Origin of the sequence: Rhodococcus sp. IEGM 27, from assembly GCF_033142305.1 — a bacterium.
Lineage (GTDB): Bacteria > Actinomycetota > Actinomycetes > Mycobacteriales > Mycobacteriaceae > Rhodococcus_F > Rhodococcus_F oxybenzonivorans.
The window spans coordinates 643,681-665,296 of sequence record NZ_JAWLSG010000001.1 but is presented as its reverse complement, the minus strand read 5'-3'; the positions used below and the strand labels follow the sequence as shown (position 1 = coordinate 665,296).

The window sequence follows — 21,616 nt, the reverse complement described above, 5'->3', positions numbered from 1 at the left end:
AGATGACTCGATACCTCGGATCCCGCGTCCTGCAGGCGTTGGGCGTGCTGTGGGCAACATTCACCGTGTCGTTCGCAGTCCTGTTCCTACTGCCTTCGGACCCGGTGAGCATCGCGGTCGATTCCGCAACAGCGGGGACGACGGTCGACGCGGCGGCCGTTGCGGAGTTGCAGGCACGGTATGGCCTGGATCAGCCGGTATGGGTGCAGTACTGGAACTCCCTGAGCCACTCCGTTCGCGGTGACTTCGGATACTCGATCGCCACCGGGCAGTCGGTGACCGAGGCCATCGGGAACGCGGTGCCCAGCACCTTCGCGCTCGCGTCCGTGGCACTCGTTCTCGCCGTGGTGTTCGGGACCGCGGTAGCGTTCGTCGCCACGTACACCAAGGTGCGCTGGGTACGGAATCTGTTGTTCTCGCTGCCTCCGCTCGGTGTCGCGGTGCCGACGTTCTGGGTAGGTCTGATTCTGCTGCAGCTGTTCTCGTTTCGATGGAAAGCCTTTCCGGCGTTCGGCGACCAGGGGATCGCGACCCTGGTGCTTCCCGCGGTCACTCTCGCACTGCCGACCGGCGCCGTGATAGCCCAGGTGCTCGCCGCGAGTCTGCAGACCACGTGGCGGCAAGCGTTCATCGACACCGCCCGGGCGAAAGGAGCCTCCCGGTGGAGGATCCAGACCCGGCACGCGCTGCGGTTGTCGAGCATCCCCGCCTTCACCATCGCCGGAGTATTGGTGGGCACGCTGCTGGCCGGGTCCGTGGTCGTCGAAACCGTGTTTTCACGAGCCGGAGTCGGGCGGCTCACACAGACCTCCGTGATGGCGCAGGACATCCCGGTGGTCCAGGGAATCGTGGTACTGAGCTCGCTTGCCTACGTCCTCGTCAACCTCGCCGTGGATCTGCTCTACCCGCTGATCGATCCGCGAATCATCGAGGGCAGAGGCAGTTCCGGCGGCACCGGCGAATTCGCGGAAGTGGAGGAGAAGGTTCATGTCTGACATCCTCACGAGGGAGGTGACGGGCGAGGTCGTCGATGTCGATCCGTCTCCGCGCATACTCACACCCGTGGCCGGGCCCTTCCCTGTTACCCGTCGGCGCAGTGTCGCGGCCTGGTTGCGTCGCAATCTCATGCTCGTGGTCTCCGCCGTCGTGCTCCTGCTTGCTGTCGGGTGTGCGGTGGCGCCCTCCGTATTCGCCGGCGGCAACCCACTCACCGGCGTGCCCGCGCAGAAGCTGCAGGCCCCGAGCGCCGCGCACTGGTTCGGCACCGACAACATTGGCCGGGACGTGTACACCCGAGTCGTTCACGGTGCCGGACTCTCGCTCACCGCAACCCTGCTGGCGGTGGGAATCGCCCTGGTTGTCGGTTCGCTGATCGGTCTGCTGTCCGGTGCGGCCGGGGGAGCGGTCGATGCGGTGCTGATGAGACTCGTCGATGTGTTGCTGTCCATTCCGGCATTGCTGCTCTCCCTCGCACTGGTCACGGCCTTGGGATTCGGCACCGTCAACGTCGCTGTGGCCGTGGGTGTCTCCCTGATCGCGAACTTTGCCCGTGTGATGCGGTCAGAGGTGCTGCGAGTGCGCCGGTCACTCTACGTCGAGGCCGCATTCGCCTCGGGAGTCCGGTGGCACACAGTGCTCCACCGGCACATCCTGCGGAACTCCTACGCACCCGTCGTCGCCCTCGCCGCCGTGGAGTTCGGCATGGCGGTCCTCGCGGTGTCGTCGTTGAGCTTCCTCGGATTCGGGGCGGTACCACCGACACCGGAGTGGGGTTCGCTGATCTCCGAGGGCCGCAACTACCTCGCGACGGCGTGGTGGATGACCACCTTGCCCGGCCTGGTGATCGTGGCCGTCGTGCTGTCGGCACACCGCCTCGGGCATGCACTCGAACAGAGAGAGTCGCGATGAGCACGAACGACACCCCGCTGCTGCAAGTCTCCGGACTGCGGGTCGCGTACGGGAGCGTGAGCGATCCACTTCTGGCGGTGACGGGCGTCGACCTTACGGTCTCGCGCGGGGAAGTGGTGGCCGTGGTGGGCGAGTCCGGCTCCGGTAAGTCGACCACCGCGCACGCGATTCTCGGGCTACTGGCGGGGAGCGGACGCGCGATCGGCGGCACCGTCACCTTCGACGACGAGCGCCTCGACACCCTGTCCGAGCGCGCATTGGGGCGCATCCGCGGCGCGAGGATCGGGTTGGTGCCACAGGACCCGACGACCTCGCTCAACCCGGTGATCAGGGTGGGGGTTCAGGTCGCCGAGGTGCTGCGGGTGCACGGTCTCGCCGACCGGCGGACGGCCGGAATCGAGGCGGTGCGCATTCTCGCCGAGGCCGGGATCGACAAGCCCGACGTGCGTGCCCGGCAGTATCCGCAGGACCTGTCGGGCGGACAGCGGCAGCGCGTCCTCATCGGAATCGCGCTGGCCTGCAACCCCGAACTGGTGATCGCGGACGAGCCCACCAGTGCACTCGACGTCACGGTTCAACGCCGGATCCTCGATCACCTGGCTGCGCGTACCGCCGAGTCTGGCACCGCAGTCCTGTTGATCACGCACGACCTGGGTGTCGCGGCCGACCGCGCCGACCGGATCATCGTGATGAACCGCGGCGAGGTGGTCGAGTCGGGGCCCACCCGGGAGATCCTGACGCGGCCGCAGTACGCGTACACGCGCGCACTGCTGGCAGCCGCGCCCAGCCTGTCCGCGGCACCCCGGCGCAGAGAGCACTCGTCCACCGTGGCCGACCCGCTCCTGCGCGTGTCGGGCGTGTCGAAAACATTCCGGATCGACCGGAAGACAGCGATCGAGGCCGTCGAGGACGTGTCCTTCGAGGTTCCGCGCGGTCGCACGCTGTCCCTGGTCGGCGAGTCGGGATCCGGTAAGTCGACGGTGGCCCGTATCGCGATCCGGTTGGAGACGCCGTCTCGTGGCAGCATCGAGTTCGACGGAGAAGACATCACGACGCTGCGGGGTGGCGCGCTGCGTGCCCTTCGCCGGCGGGTTCAACTCGTCTACCAGAATCCGTACGCCTCGCTCGATCCCACACTTGCCGTCGCCGACATCGTGGCAGAACCGCTCGGTGCCTTCAGGATCGGGAGCAAGGCCGAACGAGCGGAGCGGGTCGCCGAACTCCTCGAGCAGGTGGCGCTGCCGCGCAGCTACCTCGCGCGGAAACCCGCAGAACTGTCCGGCGGCCAGCGTCAACGGGTCGCGATTGCCCGGGCGCTGTCACTGCACCCGGAACTTCTCGTGCTCGACGAGCCGGTGTCCGCTCTGGACGTTTCGGTGCAGGCGCAGATACTCGATCTACTGGAGACCCTCCAGCGCGAACTCGGCCTCAGCTACCTGTTCATCTCGCACGATCTCGCGGTGGTCCGGCAGATCAGTGACACGGTCGCCGTGATGCGGTCCGGTCGCATCCTCGAATCCGGCACCACCGCCGAGGTATTCGACACACCCCGTCACGACTACACCCGGGAGCTGCTCGACGCGATTCCCGGGCGGTCCATCGCTCGCCCACCGTCAGCACAGCTGGAGGAAGCCATTCATGCCTGAACATCGTCACCACCCCCTCATCGCCGTCGACCTGTACGGCACCGGTCTGCACCCGCAGGCGTGGCGTCGCCCCGACTCACGCGCAGAAGATCTCTTCACGGCTGGTTACTGGACCGGGCTTCTGGGAGTTGCCGACAGGGCCGGCATCGACCTCGCCTTCATCGGCGACTCTTTCGCTCTCGCCTCGGCGGGCCACGGCGAACAGCGGGGGCAACTCGATGCTGTCGCGATCGCGTCACGGGCTGTGACGAGCACCCGGACCATAGGTCTGGTCCCGACGGTGACCGTGACCCATACCGAGCCGTTCCACGTCTCGAAAGCCATCGCGAGTCTCGACCACGCCTCGCTGGGGCGCGCGGGGTGGCAGGTCGATGTGTCGGCCGGTCGAGCCCAGGCTCAGCTGTTCGGCCGTAAGGACCCCCAGGACGGCGAAGATTTGTGGTCGGAGGCGAGCGAGGCCATCGAAGCCGTGCGTCTGCTGTGGGACAGCTGGGAGGACGACGCCGAGATCCGCGACGTCGCCACCGGCCGATTCGTCGATCGGGACAAACTGCACTACATCGACTTCGAGGGAACCCACTTCTCCGTGAAGGGGCCGTCGATCACACCGCGCTCACCACAAGGCCAGTCGCTGGTCGTGCTCGGTGTGCACGATGAACATTCCCACCGGGTGGCCGCATCACACGCCGACGTGATCCGCATCAGCGGCTTCACCGTCGACGCGGCCGGCCGGGCTGCGGCGGACATTTCGCGCGACGTGGTCGAGGCGGGCCGCGACCGGAGCGCGGTCCGGATACTCCTCGATGTGGAGGTGTTGCTCGCCGCCGACCACAGCGGCGCCGCCCGGGACCTCGCCCAGCTCGAGAACTGGGCCGGGACCGGGTACGAACCACGATCGCTCCTCTACCGGGGGGATGCGGCGGGACTGGCCGATCTCGTCGTGAACGTGGCGGGGGTGGGCGAGGTGGACGGCGTGACTTTCCGCCCGCTCGCGCTTCCCTCCGGACTGGACACCCTCGCCGAGGCAGTACTGCCGCTCCTGCGACCCGACGACGGCGACGTGCGTTTACTGCGGGAACGCCTCGGCTTCGACCGTCCCACCAATCACTTCACCCGAACAGGACTTTCGGCATGACGACATCGCGAGCGGTGCCCCGCAAGCAGATACACCTCGCAGCGCACTTCCCGGGGGTGAACAACACCACGGTGTGGAGCGACCCCGAGTCGAAGAGCCAAATAGCTTTCGAGTCGTTCGTGCACCTGGCGCAAACAGCGGAACGCGGGTTGTTCGACTTCTTCTTCCTCGCCGAGGGCCTGCGGTTGCGTGAGCACCGCGGACGGATTCACGACCTCGACGTCGTCGGCCGGCCCGACACCCTGACCGTGCTCGGTGCGCTGGCCGGGGCGACGACCCACCTCGGCCTGGCCGGGACGATCAACACCACCTTCAACGAACCGTACGAATTGGCGCGGCAATTCGCGTCACTCGATCATTTGTCGGACGGCCGGGCTGCGTGGAACATGGTCACCTCCTCGGACGCGTTTACCGGCGAAAACTTCCGGCGCGGGGGATATCTCGATCGCAGAGACCGTTACGTCCGCGCAAGTGAAATGATCGAGGGCGCGCGGAAGTTCTGGGACAGCTGGGATCAGGACGCTCTCGTGATCGACCGGGAGCACGGGGTTTTCGCGCACGAGTCGTCGATCCGTGAGGTCGCCTTTTCGGGCTCGCAGTTCGACGTGCGGGGACGGTTCACGGTGCCCCGTAGCCCCCAGGGTCATCCGGTGTTGCTGCAGGCGGGGGATTCGGAGGAGGGCCGCGAGTTCGGGGCGGCTCAGGCCGACGCCATCTTTACCGTGCACGGCACACTCGAGGACGGCCGCACGTTCTATTCCGACGTCAAGGGCAGGCTGGCGAAGTACGGGCGCAGAGCCGAGGACCTCAAGGTGCTCCCCGCGGCCACTTTCGTTCTGGGTGATACGGCGGCGGATGCCGCCGAACGGGCCGATCACATCCGGCACCAGCAGGTGGGTCCCCAGACAGCCATCGCATTCCTCGAGCAGGTCTGGGGGCGTGACCTTTCCGGATACGACCCGGACGGCCCCCTTCCGGACGTCGAACCCGCCGACAATCCGGACATCACCCGCGGCCGTGTCCGGCACGTGAAGGATCCGCGGGAGATCGCCTCGGCATGGCGGACGAAGGCCGAGGCGGAGAAGCTCAGCATCCGTGAGCTGATCATCGCGGTCACCGCCCGGCAGCAGTTCGTGGGCACCCCGGCCCAGGTGGCCGAGGACATCGACCACTATGTGCAGTCGGACGCCTGCGACGGTTTCATCCTCGTGCCGCATCTCACACCGGCCGGGCTCGACGAGTTCGTCGAGAAGGTGGTGCCGCAATTGCAGGACCGTGGCAGTTTCCGCACCGAGTACTCGGGCACCACCCTGCGCAGCCATCTCGGGCTGAGCCATCCGCACCGCCGGAACGAAGGAGTACGAGCATCATGATCGCAGCGTCGGAAGCCACGGAATTCGAACAGGATCGGCAGTAGATGGTCACCCCGTTGTCCGTCCTCGACCTGTCGCCCATCAGCGAGGGATCCACCGCCCGAGCCGCGCTGCGGAACACCGTGGACCTCGGTCAGCACGCAGAGCTGTGGGGCTACAAAAGGTACTGGGTTGCCGAGCATCACTTCGTCGGCGTCGCAAGTTCGTCACCCGCCGTGCTGGTCGGCATACTCGCTGCGGCGACGAGCACATTGCGTGTCGGCGCCGCGGCCGTGCAGCTGGGGCACACCACGGCAGCAGCTGTGGTGGAAGCGTTCGGAACCGTTGATGCCCTGTACCCGGGGCGTGTGGACCTCGGCCTGGGGCGGTCGGGTCAACGCCGGGCGCAGGCACTGCAGGCTGTCGGCGAACGCCGACAGCAACCTTCGGTGCCGCCGTCCCGGACCGAGATCCGGGACGGCGTCGTGATTCCGGCGCCGTTCGACCCGTCCGAACTGCTGTTGTCCCCGCGGCTCACGGCGTCGATGTCGGTGCTACAGCAGCCGGGGGCACGGTCACCCGAGTTCGAAGAGCAGGTGGACGACATCCTCGCGTTACTCGAGGGCACGTACCGTACCGAGGACGGCATCGACCTCCACGCGAGTCCGGGGGAGGGCGCCGACGTCGAGCTGTGGGTGTTCGGGAGCAGCGCGGGCCCGAGCGCCGAACTCGCCGGGCGGCTCGGGCTACCCTTCGGGGCCAACTACCACGTGAGTCCGGCGACGACGATCGACGCCGTCGAGGCATACAGGGCCGCCTTCCGGCCGTCACGGGTACTGCGGGAACCGTATGTCGTCGTCTCCGCGGACGCCGTGGTGGCGGAGGACGACGCGGCAGCCCGGGAGTTGGCATCGACCTTCGGACATTGGACCCACAGCATCCGAAGCGGGCACGGTGCGATCCCGTATCCGGATCCCCGCCGTACCCCGCCGCTCGGTGAGGCGGAACGCGCCGCGGTGGAGGACCGGCTGATCACGCAGTTCGTCGGGGCACCCGCCACCGTCGCCGACCGGCTCGACAGCCTGCGGAAAGTCACCGCCGCCGACGAACTGGTGGTCACCAGCGTCACCCACGACCACGTCGACCGATTGCGTTCCTACGAGCTGCTTGCGCGGGAATGGGGGCTGCCCCGACTACTCGCTGCCTGACACCGCGATGGTTGAACGCTGGTCCAAGTGGGCATTCCCCGCTCATGGACACAGCACACGCTCCTGTGCCCGAGCCTTCTGACGGGTTGGTCGAGCAGCTACGGCAGTACCTCAGTTCGATCACGTCGACGGATCTCGGACCCGACGACGACTACTTCACGCTGGGCCTGGTGAGTTCTCTGCGGGCCCTGGAGATCGTCACCTACATCGAGGGCTCCCACGACGTCGTGGTCGAGGTGGAGGACCTCGACCTCGACAACTTCCGCACCGCTGCCCGTGTCGCCGAGTTCATCCGGAGGAAGCGGGGCGAGCAGGTTCGGGCCACGGACGGGGCGGCGCCGTGATCGGGATCGACACTCTCGTCGCGGCAGCGGAGACGGACGCGGTCGCATGGGACGAGTCGGGGCTTCCCACCGAGGTGATCGACGCCGCCGCCCGGGCCGGTGTCCTGGGTCTGGACCGGACCCCCGCCTGCAAAGGCCTCGGCCTGAGCGCAGCCGAACTGGGCTCGGTGGCAGAACGACTCGGAGCTGTCTGCACGTCGCTGCGGTCGCTCCTCACGGTGCAGGGAATGGTGAATGCCGCGCTCGACCGATGGGGAAGTGCCGAACAACGGGAGCAGTGGCTGCCGGTGCTGACCACCGGTGAGCTCCTCGCCGGGTTCGCGGCGACCGAGGCCGGTGCCGGAACCGAACTCTCCTGCGTGGCCACCACCTTCGACCCCGCCGGTTCCGATTACCGGGTGTCGGGCAGGAAGCTGTGGGTCACCTACGGCCAGGTCGCGGACGTACTCCTGGTCCTCGGCCAGACGTCCGGGGGCCTCACGACCGCACTTGTCGAAACGAGTTCGCCGGGGGTCACCGTGGAACCGGTACACGGGCAGCTCGGCATGCGAGGTACACGGGTGGCGCACATCGAACTCGACAACGTGTCCATACCCGCCACCCACGTCATTGCGCCGCCCGGATTCGGTCTGTCCCACGTCACCGGCACAGCTCTCGACCACGGCCGGTACACCATCGCGTGGGGGTGCGCGGGGATGGCCCGGGCGTGCCTCGCCGATGCGGTGGCTCATGCCTCGACCCGGGTGCAGGGCACTGCAGTGTTGTCCGAGCAGGACGCGGTGCGGTCGATGATCGGCCGCGGTTGGGTCGAGGTCGCCGGTGCGCGCGCCCTCTGTGAACGCGCCGCGCAGGAACGCGACGCACGCGAGCACACCGCCCTCTTCACCACCGTTGCCGCCAAGTACGCCGCTGCGCGCGCAGCCGTGACGCTGAGCCAGCAGGGAGTCCAGATCCTCGGCGCCACCGGATGCGCCGGAGACAGCAGGGTCGGCCGATTCTTCCGGGACGCGAAGGTCATGCAGATCATCGAGGGCGCCACCGAGGTCGCCGAATTGCAGATCGGTGAGTACGTGCTGGCCGGTGGTGTTCGATGATTGCCCCCGTCGCCCTGCACTCGATCGCGCTGTGGTTCCCGGACGACGAGGTCACCGTGGCGGGTCTGCCGGAACTCGATCAGCTTCCTGTGGCGCAGCGCGAGCACGCCCTGTCCCTCGGCATCGACACCGTTCGGATCGGCATCGGTCAGTCCGAGTCGGACATGGCTCACGCCGCCGCCACCGCGCTGCTGCGCGCAGCGGACATCGACCCGACCCAGCTCGATGTCCTCCTGCTCGTGCAAGGGAGGGTTCCGCAATATCTGCTCGCCTCCGAGGCCACCCGGCTGCAACACCGGCTCGGTGCAAATCAGGCCTTCACGACCGGTGTCGGTGACCTGGGCTGCGTCTCGATCTCCGCGGGATTCGCACTGGCATCCGCGCTACTTCGGGGAGACCCCCACTGCCACAATGTTCTGGTCGTCGCTGCGGCGAAGACGCCCACGCGAGCCCGCTACCGCTCACCGATGACGCTGCTCGGGGACGGTGCGGCCGCGGTGCTGTTGACGACGTCGGGGACCGGGCGATACGAACTCGTCGACCAGATCGTCCGCAGCGACGGGAAGTACTCCGACCTGTTCCGAATCGACTACCGGAACGTGCGCGAGGCCGACTGGACCGAGGAATGCACGGACGAGCCGACGTACTCGTTCCGGCTGGCCGTCGAGAGCCGGAAGCGCTTCACCGACATCAATGCTGCGCTTCTCGGACGCAACGGTGTGGAACACGACAGGGTGGGGACCTTTCTGATGCAGAACCTTTCGGCCGGTGCGTTCGCGTTCTGGCAGGAAGCCCTCGATGTGCCCATCGACCCGGTGTGCCGCGCGAACCTGGCCCGGTTCGGCCACCTCGGATCCGTCGACGTCGCGCTCAACCTGGAAGCCGCGGCTGCGTCGCAGCGGCCGGGCGACTATGCCGTACTCATGAACAGCAGTCCTGTCGCGGCGTGGAGCAGCGCGCTCCTGCGGCGACTGCCGGATCCGACCGGGAACGGGAAGTAAGCGCAATGGAGCAGACCGTCAAGTGCGTGGTCTGGGACCTCGACGACACCATCTGGGACGGGGTGGTGCTCGAGCAGGATGTCCCGGTGCCGAAGGCCGAAGTGCTGCGCACGCTCGACGTGCTCGACCGCCGCGGCATTCTGCACGCCATCGCGAGCCGCGGAGAGTTCGAACCCGCTGTCGCTCATCTGCGCGCCCACGGCCTCGAAGAACTGTTCTGCGCCATCGACGTCGGATGGGGGCCTAAATCCGGTGCAGTGCGGCGGATAGCGGACACCCTGAATATCGGTCTCGACACGGTGGCCTTCGTCGACAACGATCCGGTCGAGCGCGCCGAAGTCGCCGGGGCGTTGCCGTCGGTGCGGTGTTATCCGGCCGAGAGCATCGCTTCCTTCCCCGATCTGCCCGAGCTGACTCCGGAATCGATCACGGCCGAGGCAGCGGGGCGGCGCGCGCTGTACCGCGCCGAGCGGATCCGGCAGAGCAGTGAGGAGGTTTTCGCGGGATCGAGCGCCGAGTTCCTCGCCACGCTGGGCTTGGTGATGACCGTGCGCAGGGCAGAGGACGCGGACCTGGCGCGGGCGCACGAACTGACCGTGCGTTCGCATCAACTCAACACCACCGGTCGCACATTCGGCATCGACGAACTCCGCCGACTGTGCCGTTCGGATCGCCACGAGGTGCTCGTGGCGGCCCTGGAGGACCGTTTCGGTGGATACGGAACGATCGGACTCGCGGTGTCGGAGTTCCGTGGGGACGACTCGGTGCTCCAGTTGCTGTTGATGTCGTGCCGAGTGATGTCCCGCGGAGTGGGCGCGGCCCTGATTCAGCATGTCGTCGACCGGGCGCGGGCGCGCGGACAGCAGCCCTGTGCGGAATTCGTGCCCACCGAGGTCAATCGCGTGATGCTCGTGACCCTGCGTTTCGGTGGGTTCGAGGTCGCCTCCACGGACCCCGAGCGATTACTGCTGCGGCACAATGGCATTGCTCACGGTGGACCGAACACCGATCACGTCCGCATCGTGAGCGCGGTGCCATGAGCGCCTGGTGTCCGGGTGGCGAGGTGATCGCGGGAATCCTCGAGCAATGCTCACGAGTTCCCGGGCGGATCGCGATAGCGGTGGGAGAGCGAGCCCTGACCTATGCCGAGCTCGCTTCGAGGAGTGCGGAACTCGCCGCCGATCTGGTGTCGACCGGCGTGCGGCCCGGCCGGGTGGTTCTGATCTACCGGAAGCAGAGCACCGACACGATGGTGGCGATGATCGCCGCCCTACGGGCGGGCGCCGCCTGGTGCGTCATAGAACCAGGCCACCCGGCGATGCAACTGCGCGCCCTGCTGTCGGACGTCGACTGCGGCGCCATCGTGTTCGACTCCACGGATCCGGCCACCTCCACGGACGGTGTCGGCGCCCTCGCCCGTGAAGCCGGTGCCGGCGTGCCTGCATTGATCGACCGGCACCGGGAATCACCGCCACGGTCACGTGCGATCGGCCTTCCCGAACGCGTCCCCGCAGGCGCACCCGCCTATGTGATCACCACCTCGGGGACGACCGGTGTTCCCAAAGCCGTCGTGGTCACCCGCGCCAATCTGGCGAGCATGGTCGCGGGGCGGAACTACGACTACGACGAGTCCGATCTGGTCACCTTCTCCGCGTTTCGTCTGACGTGGGACGGCGCCCTGCTGAAGACAATCTGGGCGCTCTGCACCGGCGGCACCAGCGTGCTCCCCGACGCGGGCGGTATGCGCGATGCCGAGGCCGTCGCAGCGCTCGCAGGGAAGTGGCGGGCCACCCATCTGGCCGCGACACCGTCGTTCTACCGGCTGCTGCTGCCGCACCTCGCTCCGCTGCGCTCGCACCTGCAGTGGGTGACCCTGGCCGGCGAGGCGCTTCCCACGACGCTCGTCGAACGGCACCGCGCGGTGCTGCCTGGCGTGCCGCTGGCCAACGAGTACGGGCCCACGGAGACCACCGTCAGCTGCATTGCGCACCGGGTGCGTGAGCTGCCCGCGTCGATCGCCCCGATCGGCAGGCCGCTGGGTGCGACGACGGCGCACATCCTCGACGCGAAGCTGGTTCCCGTGCCGCCGGGAACGGTGGGGGATCTCTACCTCGGTGGTCCCCAGATCGCCGCAGGCTACGCGCATCGCCCGGCGGGCACCGCAGCCAGATTCGTGGCCGACCCGTTCGCCACCGATCCCGGTTCTCGGATGTACCACGCGGGTGACCTCGCACGCGTCGATGTCCACGGCGACATCGAATTCTGCGGACGGGTCGACGGTCAGGTGAAGGTGCGGGGAGCGAGGGTCGAGCGGCACGCGGTGGAGTCGGTGCTCGAGAGTCACCCGGCGATCCGTCAGGCGGTGGTGCTCGCGACCGTGGACGAGTACGGCGACACCGCCCTCACCGCATTCTGGGTTCCCGCCCCGGCGGCGACCCTCCTGCCCACCACCCGCGACCTGATCGCGCATTGCACCGAGCGTCTCGTCGCGCAGGCGGTGCCCGCCCATTTCGTGGCGCTCGGTGCCCTTCCTCTCGCGGCGAGCAGCAAGGTCGACGAAGCGGCGCTGCGGACATTGCTGGAAAAGTCCGAGATGAACGGCGGTGGCGGCGGTTGACAGTGTGCTGGATTGGAGGCAGTCTCGATCTTCTCGGGGATTTCGTTGCGTGGTCAGGGTGAGGGGCAGGTAGTCCGTCACCGTGGTTGGTTGCTCCCGGATGCGAAGGCGATGGGGGCCTTGGCTGGGATGCGATTGCGATGGAGCGACGAGCAGCGAGGGGGTCGGCCGGCGAACCCGCCTGTGTCGCCGACGCTCCCGCCCGTTTCCTCGCTTCACCAGCCTCACCGTTTCCACTGTCCGCCGCGCAGTACGAGGCCTGGCTGGCGCAGCAGCTCGCACCGGACGTGCCGTTGTGTATCGCGCAGTATGTGGAATTGCACGGAAACCTGGACGTCGATCTCCTCAGGTCCGCCACGGTGGCCGCCGCCGACGAGTTCGGGTCGCCGTTCCTGCGTCTGATCGAAGTCGAGGGCCGCCCGTTCCAGCTGGTCGACCCTTCGACGGACCGATCCATCGGGCTGGTCGACTTCCGCGGAGAGGTCGACCCGGAAGACGCGGCTCGCCGGTGGATGCGGGCGGACTGCGCCACGCCGATCGACCTGACCCACGACCGCCTCGTCGAATCCGCGATTCTGCGGGTTGGCGACGAGCACTACCTGTGGTACAGCAAGATTCATCACGTGGCGCTGGACGGCTACGGCGCAATGACGATGCTCAACCGGATCGCGGCCCGATACAGTGCCGCGATCGCGAACCGGGAGCCGCCACCGAATGAGGCTGTCGATCCCCGGTACCTCCTCGACGTGGACGAGCAGTACCGATCGTCGAGCCGCTTCGCCGCGGACCGCCAGTTCTGGGCCGAGCGGATCGCCGGACTCGGTCCTGCACCGAGCCTGGCTCGCAGGGCCGCACCCGCTGTGGCCGACAGCAATGACATCGGGGGACCGCTGCCCGAGACGGCCGAGCGTGCGCTGCGCGAGGCCGGGCAGCACGGCACGGCGAGAATCATCGCCGGGTTCGCCTGCTATCTCGCACGCATGACAGGACGCCGGAACGTGCTGGTCACTATCCCGGTGTCGGCGCGAACGACGGCGGTTTTGCGACGTTCGGGCGGCATGGTGGCCGGTATCGTGCCGCTGCCGGTGGAGATCCGGCCCGAAGACACGGTGGGCGAGTTGGTCGAACGAGTCCGGCTCGACTTGCTGGGTGCCCTGCGACACCAGCGTTTCGGGCTCGGGGACATTCGCCGCGACGCAGGGGCGGGCGCCGCCGACACGCTGTCCGGGCCGATGGTCAACGTGATGCTCTTCCATCAAGAGCTGAGGCTCGGCTCCCTCGTGGGCGAGTACCACATCGTCACGTCCGGGCCGGTGGAAGATCTGCTCGTCGACGTGTACCAGAGCGGTGCGCCGGTGAAGACCTTCGTCCACTTCCTGGCGAACCCGAATCGGTATTACGCCGAGGAGGTCGGTGCCCACCACCGCCGGTTCGTGGAACTGCTCGACGAGTTCCTGCGGGCGGACGCGGACGCCGTGATCAGCACTGTCCACGAAGACACAGCCAGATTGGATTTCTGGACGCGGACGCTGGCGGATGCGCCGCCGCTGATCGAGCTGCCTGCCGATCGGCCCCGGCCACCCCGGCCGTCCGGGCGCAGCGCCGCCGTGGAGGTGGCGATCGGCGCAGCTCTGCAGCATCGGCTGACGACGTTCGCGGCCGAGTACCGCACCGACGTGTTCACGGTGGTCCACGCTGCGCTCGCTCTGCTGCTGTCGCGGGTAGCGCGTACCGCGGACGTGGTCGTCGGAACCGCGGTGGACGCGGAGGTACTGGTGTCGCGGACCCGGCTGCGTGGCAGTGAACCGTTCACGGAGTTGGTCCAGAGGGTGCGGGACGCGGCACGAGAGGCGGCCGCTCACCGCGGCGTGTCGTGGAAGCAGATCGTGGACGCGCTCGATCCGCCGCGGTCCCGATCACACGCGTCACTGTTCCAAGTGCTGCTCGACTACGGAGACCGAGGCCGGGATCTCGGCGATCTCGACCTGGTGGTGACCGTGGACCACGAGCAGGTCCGATTCTCCTATGCCGCAGATCTGTTCGACGCCGGCACAGTCTCGGGCTTCGGTTATCGGCTGCTCCGACTCGCGGAGGCCGCCCTCGATGACCCGTCCGTCCCGGTCGGTGACATCGAGCTGCTCGCGCCGGCCGAGCACACGCTTCTCCTCGAGTGGTCGACGCGCCCCACGTCGCCCCCACGTCGGACGCTGACCGAGCTGTTCGCAGTGCGGGCCGCGGGCACACCTGATGCCACCGCGGTCGTGGCGGGCGGCGAACGGCTCACGTACGGCCGGTTGGATGACCGGTCCAATCGCCTTGCGCGGCAGCTTCTGTCGAGGGGAGTGGGTCCGCAATCCCTGGTCGCGGTCGCGGCACCGCGGTCGGCCACGCTGGTGGTCGCGCTGGTCGCCGTCGTCAAGGCCGGTGCGGCGTATCTCCCGATCGACGTCGATCACCCCGGTGAGCGGTCGGCGCTCGTGCTCGACGACGCCCGACCGGTGTGTCTTCTCGCCACCCAGGACACCGCAGCGGCGCTGGCGCCGTCGAACATCCCTGTCTTCCTGCTCGATTCGGAGGAAGGCGAGCTCGACACCGTTTCAGCGCTGCCGGTGACGGACACCGAGCGGGCGCCGATCAACCCGGATTCGCTCGCGTACGTGGTCTACACATCGGGATCGACGGGCAGACCGAAGGGCGTGGCAGTGTCACACGGAAACGTGGTGGCCCTCTTCGCGAGCGCCGAGCAGCTGTTCCGGTTCGACGGCACCGACGTCTGGACGATGTTCCACTCACCGGCGTTCGACTTCTCCGTCTGGGAGCTGTGGGGAGCTCTGCTCCACGGGGCGACGCTCGTGGTCGCCGACTTCGACACCACCCGTTCGCCGGCACAGTTCCTCGAAGTGCTGCGCCGAGAACGGGTGACGGTGCTGAGCCAGACGCCCACGGCGTTCGCCCAGCTGATCGAGGCGGAAGCCACGAACGAGAGCGCCGAACCACTCTCGCTGCGATACGTCGTGCTCGGCGGTGAAGCGCTCGACCTCGGGCAGCTCGCACGCTGGTACTCGCGGCACGACGACAACGCGCCCGTACTCGTCAACATGTACGGCATCACGGAGACGACGGTGCACGTCAGTCACCTTCCCCTCGACCCTGAGTTCGCAGCCGCCGCGTGGACGAGTGTGATCGGGCGGGCAATTCCGGGTTTCCGCGTATCGGTGCTCGACCCACGACTCCATCCTGTGCCGGTGGGTGTGGCCGGTGAACTGTACGTTTCGGGACCCCAAGTGGCGCGCGGCTATCTGGGCCGCGCCGGGCTCACGGCATCCCGATTCGTCGCGGACACGTCCGGGTCGCGTATGTACCGGACCGGTGACGTGGTGCGGTGGCGCCGGGACGGACATCTCGAGTACCTCGGGCGCGACGATCAGCAGGTCGCGATCCGTGGATTCCGCGTGGAACTCGGCGAGGTGGAATCGGTGTTGGGCCGCTGCGACGGGGTGGCGCAGGCGGTGGTGACGCTGCTCCGGAACGAGGTGACCGGCCCGGCCCTTGCTGGATACGTGGTACCCGGACCGGGGGCGCTCGTCGACCCGGGGGCAGTCCTCGAGGCAGCGGAATCCGCTCTCCCCTCGTACATGGTTCCCGGGTCGGTGACCGTTCTCACCCAGCTGCCGCTCACCGTCAACGGCAAGGTCGACCGGGCGGCCCTTCCGTCTCCGGTAGTGCAGGCCCGTGCCGACTTCGTCGCACCGGGCTCTGCCGTCGAGCAGGCGCTGGCGGCTGTCTTCGCGGAGTCGCTGAACGTGCCGTCCGTCGGTGTCGACGACGACTTCTTCGGGCTGGGCGGCAACTCGCTGATCGCCGCCAGGGCCGCGGCCCGAGTCCAGACCGAACTCGGTGCGGGTGTGGGCGTGCGCGACCTCTTCGAGGCCCCGACGATCCGGTTGCTGGCCACTCGCGTGGGTAGAGCCGCGACGACGACTCGGCCACCGCTGGTCCCGACGGATCGCTCCTCGCCGGTGCCGGTGTCCCTCGCGCAAACGCGGATGTGGTTTCTCGACCAGTTCGACACGACGTCGCCCGCCTACAACATTGCAGCGGCCTTCCGATTGCGCGGGCCTCTCGACTCAGCCGCGCTGGAGGCCGCATTGACCGATGTGGTGGACCGTCACGAGATTCTCCGGACCGTGTTCCCACTGGCCGGAGACACCCCCGTGCAGTCGGTGCTCCCGGTGAGGGACGCCCTGCCGGAACTCCGTGCGGTGGCAGTGACGGGAGAAAGCGAACTGCGCCAACGAATCTCGTCGGCCTTGGCGACAGGCTTCGATCTCACGACGCAGGTGCCCTTGCGGGCGGAACTGTTCGAAGTCGGGCCGAGCGAGCACGTCTTCGCTCTCGTGGTGCACCACATCGCGGCGGACGCGCTGTCCCTGGGCCCACTCGCCCGGGATGTGACGGCCGCCTACGCGGCTCGGGTGGCCGGCCACGCGCCGCGGTGGGAACCGCTGCCCGTGCATTACGGCGACTACACCGTGTGGCAACGGCAACTGCTGGGTTCGGAGGACGACCCCGACTCCCTGATGTCCCGGCAACTCGCATACTGGCGTTCCACGCTCGCCGATGCGCCGATCGTGGCGGATCTACCGCTCGATCATCCTCGTCCGGAAGTGCGGTCACTCGCCGGGGCGGGCGTGTCGTTCACCGTCGACGCACGCCTGCACGAGCGACTGCGGGACCTCGCGCGAGAACACGAGGTGACGGTGTTCATGGTGTCGCACGCAGTGTTCGCGGTACTACTCGGGAACCTGACCGGCACGAGTGACGTGGTGATCGGTTCGCCGGTCGCCGGTCGCAGCGAAGCGGTCCTCGACGACCTGGTCGGGATGTTCGTCAACACTCTCGCGCTGCGGACCCCGGTCCCCGGCTCCGGCTCGTTCGCAGACCTGCTCCACACCGTCCGGGACCGTGATCTGGAGGCGTTCGCCCACGCCGACGTGCCCTTCGAGCGGGTGGTCGAGGTGCTCGACCTACCGCGCACCACGTCACACGCGCCGTTGTTCCAAGTGTTGTTCGAGTTCCAGGACGTCGAACGGCCGACGCTGGCCCTACCGGGTCTCACGGTGGAAGAGATCGATCTCGGCGTGTCCGTGTCGACCTTCGACCTGCAACTGACGTTGATCGAACAGTTCGCCGAGGACGGCGCCCCGGCGGGAATGAGTGGTGGCTTCACCTACGCCACGGATATCTTCGACACTGCGACCGTGCACGCGTTCGCCGAACGGTTCGTGCGTCTGCTCGACACGATCGTGGCATCGCCCGACGTTCCACTGGCGCGCATCGATGTGCTCACGCCCGACGAGCGGGGGGCGCTGGTTCCGGTCGGCGGACACCCTGCCGAAGCGCCCCGGTTGCTGCCGGACGTTCTCTCTGCCGCGGCGCAACGCGATCCGCATGCAGTCGCGTTGTCCTACGGCAACGCGGTGATGTCGTATCGCGAACTCGACGACTGGTCGAATCGGCTGGCCTGGGTGCTGATCGATCGCGGCATCGGCCCGGAAGACCAAGTGGCGATCGGCCTCGTCCGGTCGGTGGAGTTGGTGGTGTCGGTGTGGGCGGTGGCGAAGTCGGGGGCATCCTTCGTACCGGTCGATCCGACTCTGCCGCAGGCGAGGATCGCCGACATCCTCGCCGATTCCGGCGCGGTCGTCGGTTTGACGGTCGCCGAACAGCGCGACCGGATGCCCGACGGTGTGGAGTGGCTACACCTCGACTACCCGGGTCCGTCGCGGCGGTGGCGGTCCCATCCCATCACGGACGGCGACCGGGTCGCCGCGCTGCGACCGGAACATCCCGCTTATCTGATGTACACGTCCGGGTCGACCGGAACGCCGAAAGGTGTGGTGATCACCCACACGGGGCTGCAGAATCTTACCGTCGAGCAGCACATCCGGTATGCCACGACCGCCGCCTCCCGGGTGCTCAATCTTGCGGCGCCCGGATTCGACGCGTCGATGCTGGAGTACCTCATGGCCTTCGGTGCGGGCGCTCGACTGGTGATCGCGGCCTCCCAGGTGTACGGCGGCGACGCGCTGACGGATCTCCTCGCCTCCGAACGCATCACGCATGCCTTCGTGACCCCCGCCGTGCTCGCCACGGTCGATCCGCGCGGCCTGCACCTCCTCCGCACCCTTGTCGTCGGCGGGGAACGCTGTCCACCGGAGTTGCTCGACCGCTGGGCATCCGGGCGCACCCTGCTCGTCGCCTACGGGCCCACGGAGACGACGGTGGTGTCCAACATCGGGGCCCCGATGGCGCCCGGCGACCCCGTGCGGATCGGGCGCCCGATCCGCGGCATCCGCGAACTCCTCCTCGACGAGTGGCTGCGACCGGTTCCCGTCGGCGTGGTCGGTGAGCTGTACATGCTGGGGGACGGGTTGGCGCGCGGTTATCACCGGAAGCCCGGTTCGACCGCCGCCTCGTTCGTGGCCAACCCGTTCGACCGCGCGGGCTCGCGAATGTACCGTACCGGCGACCTCATGCGGTGGACACCCGACGGACTCCTGGAGTATGTGGGCCGCAACGATTTTCAGGTGAAGTTGCGTGGACAGCGGGTAGAGCCGGGAGAAATCGAGGCGATGCTCACCCGTTGCCCCGGGGTCGCGCAGGCGGTGGTCACGGTTCGCCGCACCCCGGCCGGCCAGGCGGTGCTCGCCGGCTACGTCACGGCGAACGAGCATGCGGATCTCGACAGCACAGAAGTCCTGCTCTTCGCCGGATCCGTCCTTGCGCCGTTCATGGTGCCGGCCACGGTGACCGTCCTGGATCGAATGCCGCTCGGCCCCAACGGAAAGGTCGACAGGCGGGCACTCCCGGATCCCGAGCTCGCCCCGCGTGTCTTCCGGGCGCCCACCACGCCGTTCGAGTCGATCGTTGCCGGCATCTTCGCGGAAGTGCTTCGAAGCGGTGCCGTGGGCGCCGACGACGACTTCTTCGCGTCGGGTGGCAACTCCCTGACAGCGACACAGGTCGTCGCGCGGATCAACGCCGCACTTGGCGCGAGCATCGGGGTGCGCGACGTGTTCGAGGCCCCCACGGTGCGGGCCCTGGCTGGACGGATCGAGGGTAGAGGCGCTGCCGACCGGCCCAGGTTGACGGCGGTGCAACGGCCGGACCCGCTCCCGCTGTCGTGGGCGCAACACCGGATGTGGCTACTCAACCAGATCGACACCTCCTCGCCCGCCTACAACATTGCAATGATGGTGCGGCTCTCGGGAAAACTCGACGTGGACGCGCTCGCCGCCGCACTCACGGATGTGGTGATCCGGCACGAGACGCTGCGCACGCGGTATCCCCACGGGGTCGCGGGGCCCACCCAGGTGATCATCGACGCTCACGACGTCGCGGGGCTCACGGTGGTGACCACGGGAGAGGCACCCCTGTCAGAGTTGGTGTCGACAGGGTTCGACGTGGCCGCCGAAGTCCCGATGCTGGCGCGACTGTTCGAGTACGGCGAGCGGGACCACCTGCTCGTCGTCGTGGTGCACCACATTGCCGCGGACGGGTTCTCGATGGTCCCGTTGGCGCGGGATGTTCTCACGGCGTACAGCGCCCGAGCCGCGGGCCGCGCGCCGGAGTGGGACCCGCTGCCGGTCCAGTACGCCGACTACACCGTGTGGCAGCGGCAACTGCTGGGTTCGGAGGACGACGCCGACTCCCTGATGTCCCGGCAACTGGATTACTGGCGAGCCGTCCTCGCCGATGCGCCGGTGGTAACCGAGCTACCCGCGGATCGGGAACGACGGCCGCATCGATCCGGTGCCGGCGACCGGTGGACGTTCACCATCGACGCAAACATGCACAGGGATGTCGTAGCGCTCGCACGGTCGCGGCACTGCACCGTCTTCATGGTGGTGCACGCGGCGTTCGCGCTACTGCTGTCCAGGTCGGGGGGCACCCGCGACATCGTGATCGGATCGCCCGTCGCCGGACGCGGAGAGGCGGACCTCGACGACGTCGTCGGGATGTTCGTCAACACCCTCGTCCTGCGGACCGAGGTCTCGGGAACGTTCGCCGATCTCCTGGGGCGGGTCCGCGACACCGACCTCGCTGCATACACCCACGCCGACGTGCCGTTCGAGAGAGTGGTGGAGGCATTGAATCCGCCACGCTCGCAGTCGCATTCGCCGCTGTTCCAGGTGCTGCTCGAATTCCGGAACACCGAGTACCCCGCGCTTCCGCTCCCACACCTCGATGTCGAGGTGCTCGAACCCGAAGTCACGGTGTCCCTGTTCGACCTGCAACTGACCCTCCGTGAACGCCACGACGAGTCCGGGTCGCCGACCGGGATGACCGCTGCCTTCACCTACGCCACCGACCTGTTCGACGAGCAGACCATCCACACCCTCGCCGACCGGTTCACCAGAATCCTATCGGCCGCAGTCGCGGAGCCGGGTATCGCCGTCGACGAGATTGATGTTCTCGCCCCCGCCGACCGGCAGCAGCTCCGCGAATATAGCTTGGCGGCAGGCAATTTCGTTCTCGATTCCCGGCTGCATCTGGTGCCCGAGGGGGCGACGGGCGCGGTGTACCTGGCCGAGTCCGCGGCGGACGACCTGTCACCGCGGGCGGCGGCCACCACTGTCGTCGCCAATCCTTTCGGTGCCCCCGGATCCCGCATGGTCCGCACCGGCCGGCTCGCTCGGTGGACACGGTCGGGACGCCTCGTCGGCGTCGACGGCTCCCCGCTTCACTCGATTCCGGACATCATGAAGACTCACCCCGCAATCCGCGAGGCGGTCGCGCTGACGACGGCGGCGGGAATCACGCTGTTCTGGGTTCCGGCGGCAACTGCGGCGGTCCTGCCGATGCCCGAGGATCTGCGCGCATTCGGTGCCCAGCGACTCGAATCCCGACTCGTGCCCGCGCAGTTCTTCGCGCTCGGTGCAGTGCCGCGCACCCCCGAAGGCGAGGTCGACGAGGATGCGCTGCGCGCACTGATTCCGGAGGCGCAGGCACCCGACCGCACGTCACGACAACGGTGGACCGAGGTGCAACGCGCCGTCGCCGAGGAGTGGGCGGCCGTCCTGGGGCATGACGATTTCTCTCGCGAGGACGGGTTCTTCGACGTCGGCGGCAATTCTGTCCGTGTCGTGGAACTTGCGCGGCGGTTCGAGGACCGGTGGCCGGGCGCCCTCCGCGTGGGCCGGCTGTTCGACGTCGTCACGGTCGCCGCGCAGGCCGAGGTGATCTCGCACTCTGCCGGGGCAACGCAGGTCCGCGCACCCGCTACCTACGAATTCTGACCGAACTTC

At 68.0% G+C, this 21,616-nt stretch carries 12 protein-coding genes; all 12 read left to right on the top strand.

Annotation, left to right across the window (positions count from 1 at the left end; translation table 11 throughout):
* The first annotated feature begins 2 nt into the window (after positions 1-2).
* Entirely contained in the window at positions 3-995 is a 993-nt protein-coding gene (locus tag R4P95_RS03065; RefSeq protein WP_317743561.1) for an ABC transporter permease, read from the top strand.
* Positions 988-1,908 (top strand): ABC transporter permease, encoded by a 921-nt coding sequence (locus R4P95_RS03060; RefSeq protein ID WP_317743560.1) that lies wholly within the window; start codon positions 988-990, stop codon positions 1,906-1,908. Before R4P95_RS03065 ends, R4P95_RS03060 begins: the two co-directional genes overlap by 8 nt.
* On the top strand, positions 1,905-3,554 hold the full coding sequence (locus tag R4P95_RS03055) for an ABC transporter ATP-binding protein (RefSeq protein WP_317743559.1): 1,650 nt from the start codon (positions 1,905-1,907) through the stop codon (positions 3,552-3,554). The genes R4P95_RS03060 and R4P95_RS03055 overlap by 4 nt, the downstream gene beginning before the upstream one ends.
* Entirely contained in the window at positions 3,547-4,689 is a 1,143-nt protein-coding gene (locus tag R4P95_RS03050; RefSeq protein ID WP_317743558.1) for an LLM class flavin-dependent oxidoreductase, read from the top strand. Before R4P95_RS03055 ends, R4P95_RS03050 begins: the two co-directional genes overlap by 8 nt.
* The gene (locus tag R4P95_RS03045) at positions 4,686-6,062 is read left to right on the top strand and encodes an NtaA/DmoA family FMN-dependent monooxygenase (protein ID WP_317743557.1); all 1,377 of its coding nucleotides are present in this window, start codon (positions 4,686-4,688) and stop codon (positions 6,060-6,062) included. Before R4P95_RS03050 ends, R4P95_RS03045 begins: the two co-directional genes overlap by 4 nt.
* A gap of 44 nt (positions 6,063-6,106) precedes the next feature.
* Positions 6,107-7,249 (top strand): LLM class flavin-dependent oxidoreductase, encoded by a 1,143-nt coding sequence (locus R4P95_RS03040; protein WP_317743556.1) that lies wholly within the window; start codon positions 6,107-6,109, stop codon positions 7,247-7,249.
* A 44-nt stretch (positions 7,250-7,293) separates the two neighbouring features.
* Positions 7,294-7,593: an acyl carrier protein gene (locus tag R4P95_RS03035; protein ID WP_317743555.1), complete on the top strand. Its 300-nt coding sequence runs from the start codon at positions 7,294-7,296 to the stop codon at positions 7,591-7,593.
* On the top strand, positions 7,590-8,687 hold the full coding sequence (locus R4P95_RS03030; protein ID WP_317743554.1) for an acyl-CoA dehydrogenase family protein: 1,098 nt from the start codon (positions 7,590-7,592) through the stop codon (positions 8,685-8,687). Before R4P95_RS03035 ends, R4P95_RS03030 begins: the two co-directional genes overlap by 4 nt.
* Positions 8,684-9,688, top strand: coding sequence for a 3-oxoacyl-ACP synthase (locus tag R4P95_RS03025; protein ID WP_317743553.1), 1,005 nt, complete (start codon positions 8,684-8,686; stop codon positions 9,686-9,688). Before R4P95_RS03030 ends, R4P95_RS03025 begins: the two co-directional genes overlap by 4 nt.
* A 5-nt stretch (positions 9,689-9,693) precedes the next feature.
* Positions 9,694-10,728, top strand: a complete 1,035-nt coding sequence (locus R4P95_RS03020) for an HAD-IIIC family phosphatase (RefSeq protein WP_317743552.1) — start codon at positions 9,694-9,696, stop codon at positions 10,726-10,728.
* Positions 10,725-12,305, top strand: coding sequence for an amino acid adenylation domain-containing protein (locus R4P95_RS03015; RefSeq protein ID WP_317743551.1), 1,581 nt, complete (start codon positions 10,725-10,727; stop codon positions 12,303-12,305). The genes R4P95_RS03020 and R4P95_RS03015 overlap by 4 nt, the downstream gene beginning before the upstream one ends.
* Before the next feature lie 140 nt (positions 12,306-12,445).
* On the top strand, positions 12,446-21,607 hold the full coding sequence (locus R4P95_RS03010) for a non-ribosomal peptide synthetase (protein WP_317743550.1): 9,162 nt from the start codon (positions 12,446-12,448) through the stop codon (positions 21,605-21,607).
* Positions 21,608-21,616: the final 9 nt, after the last annotated feature.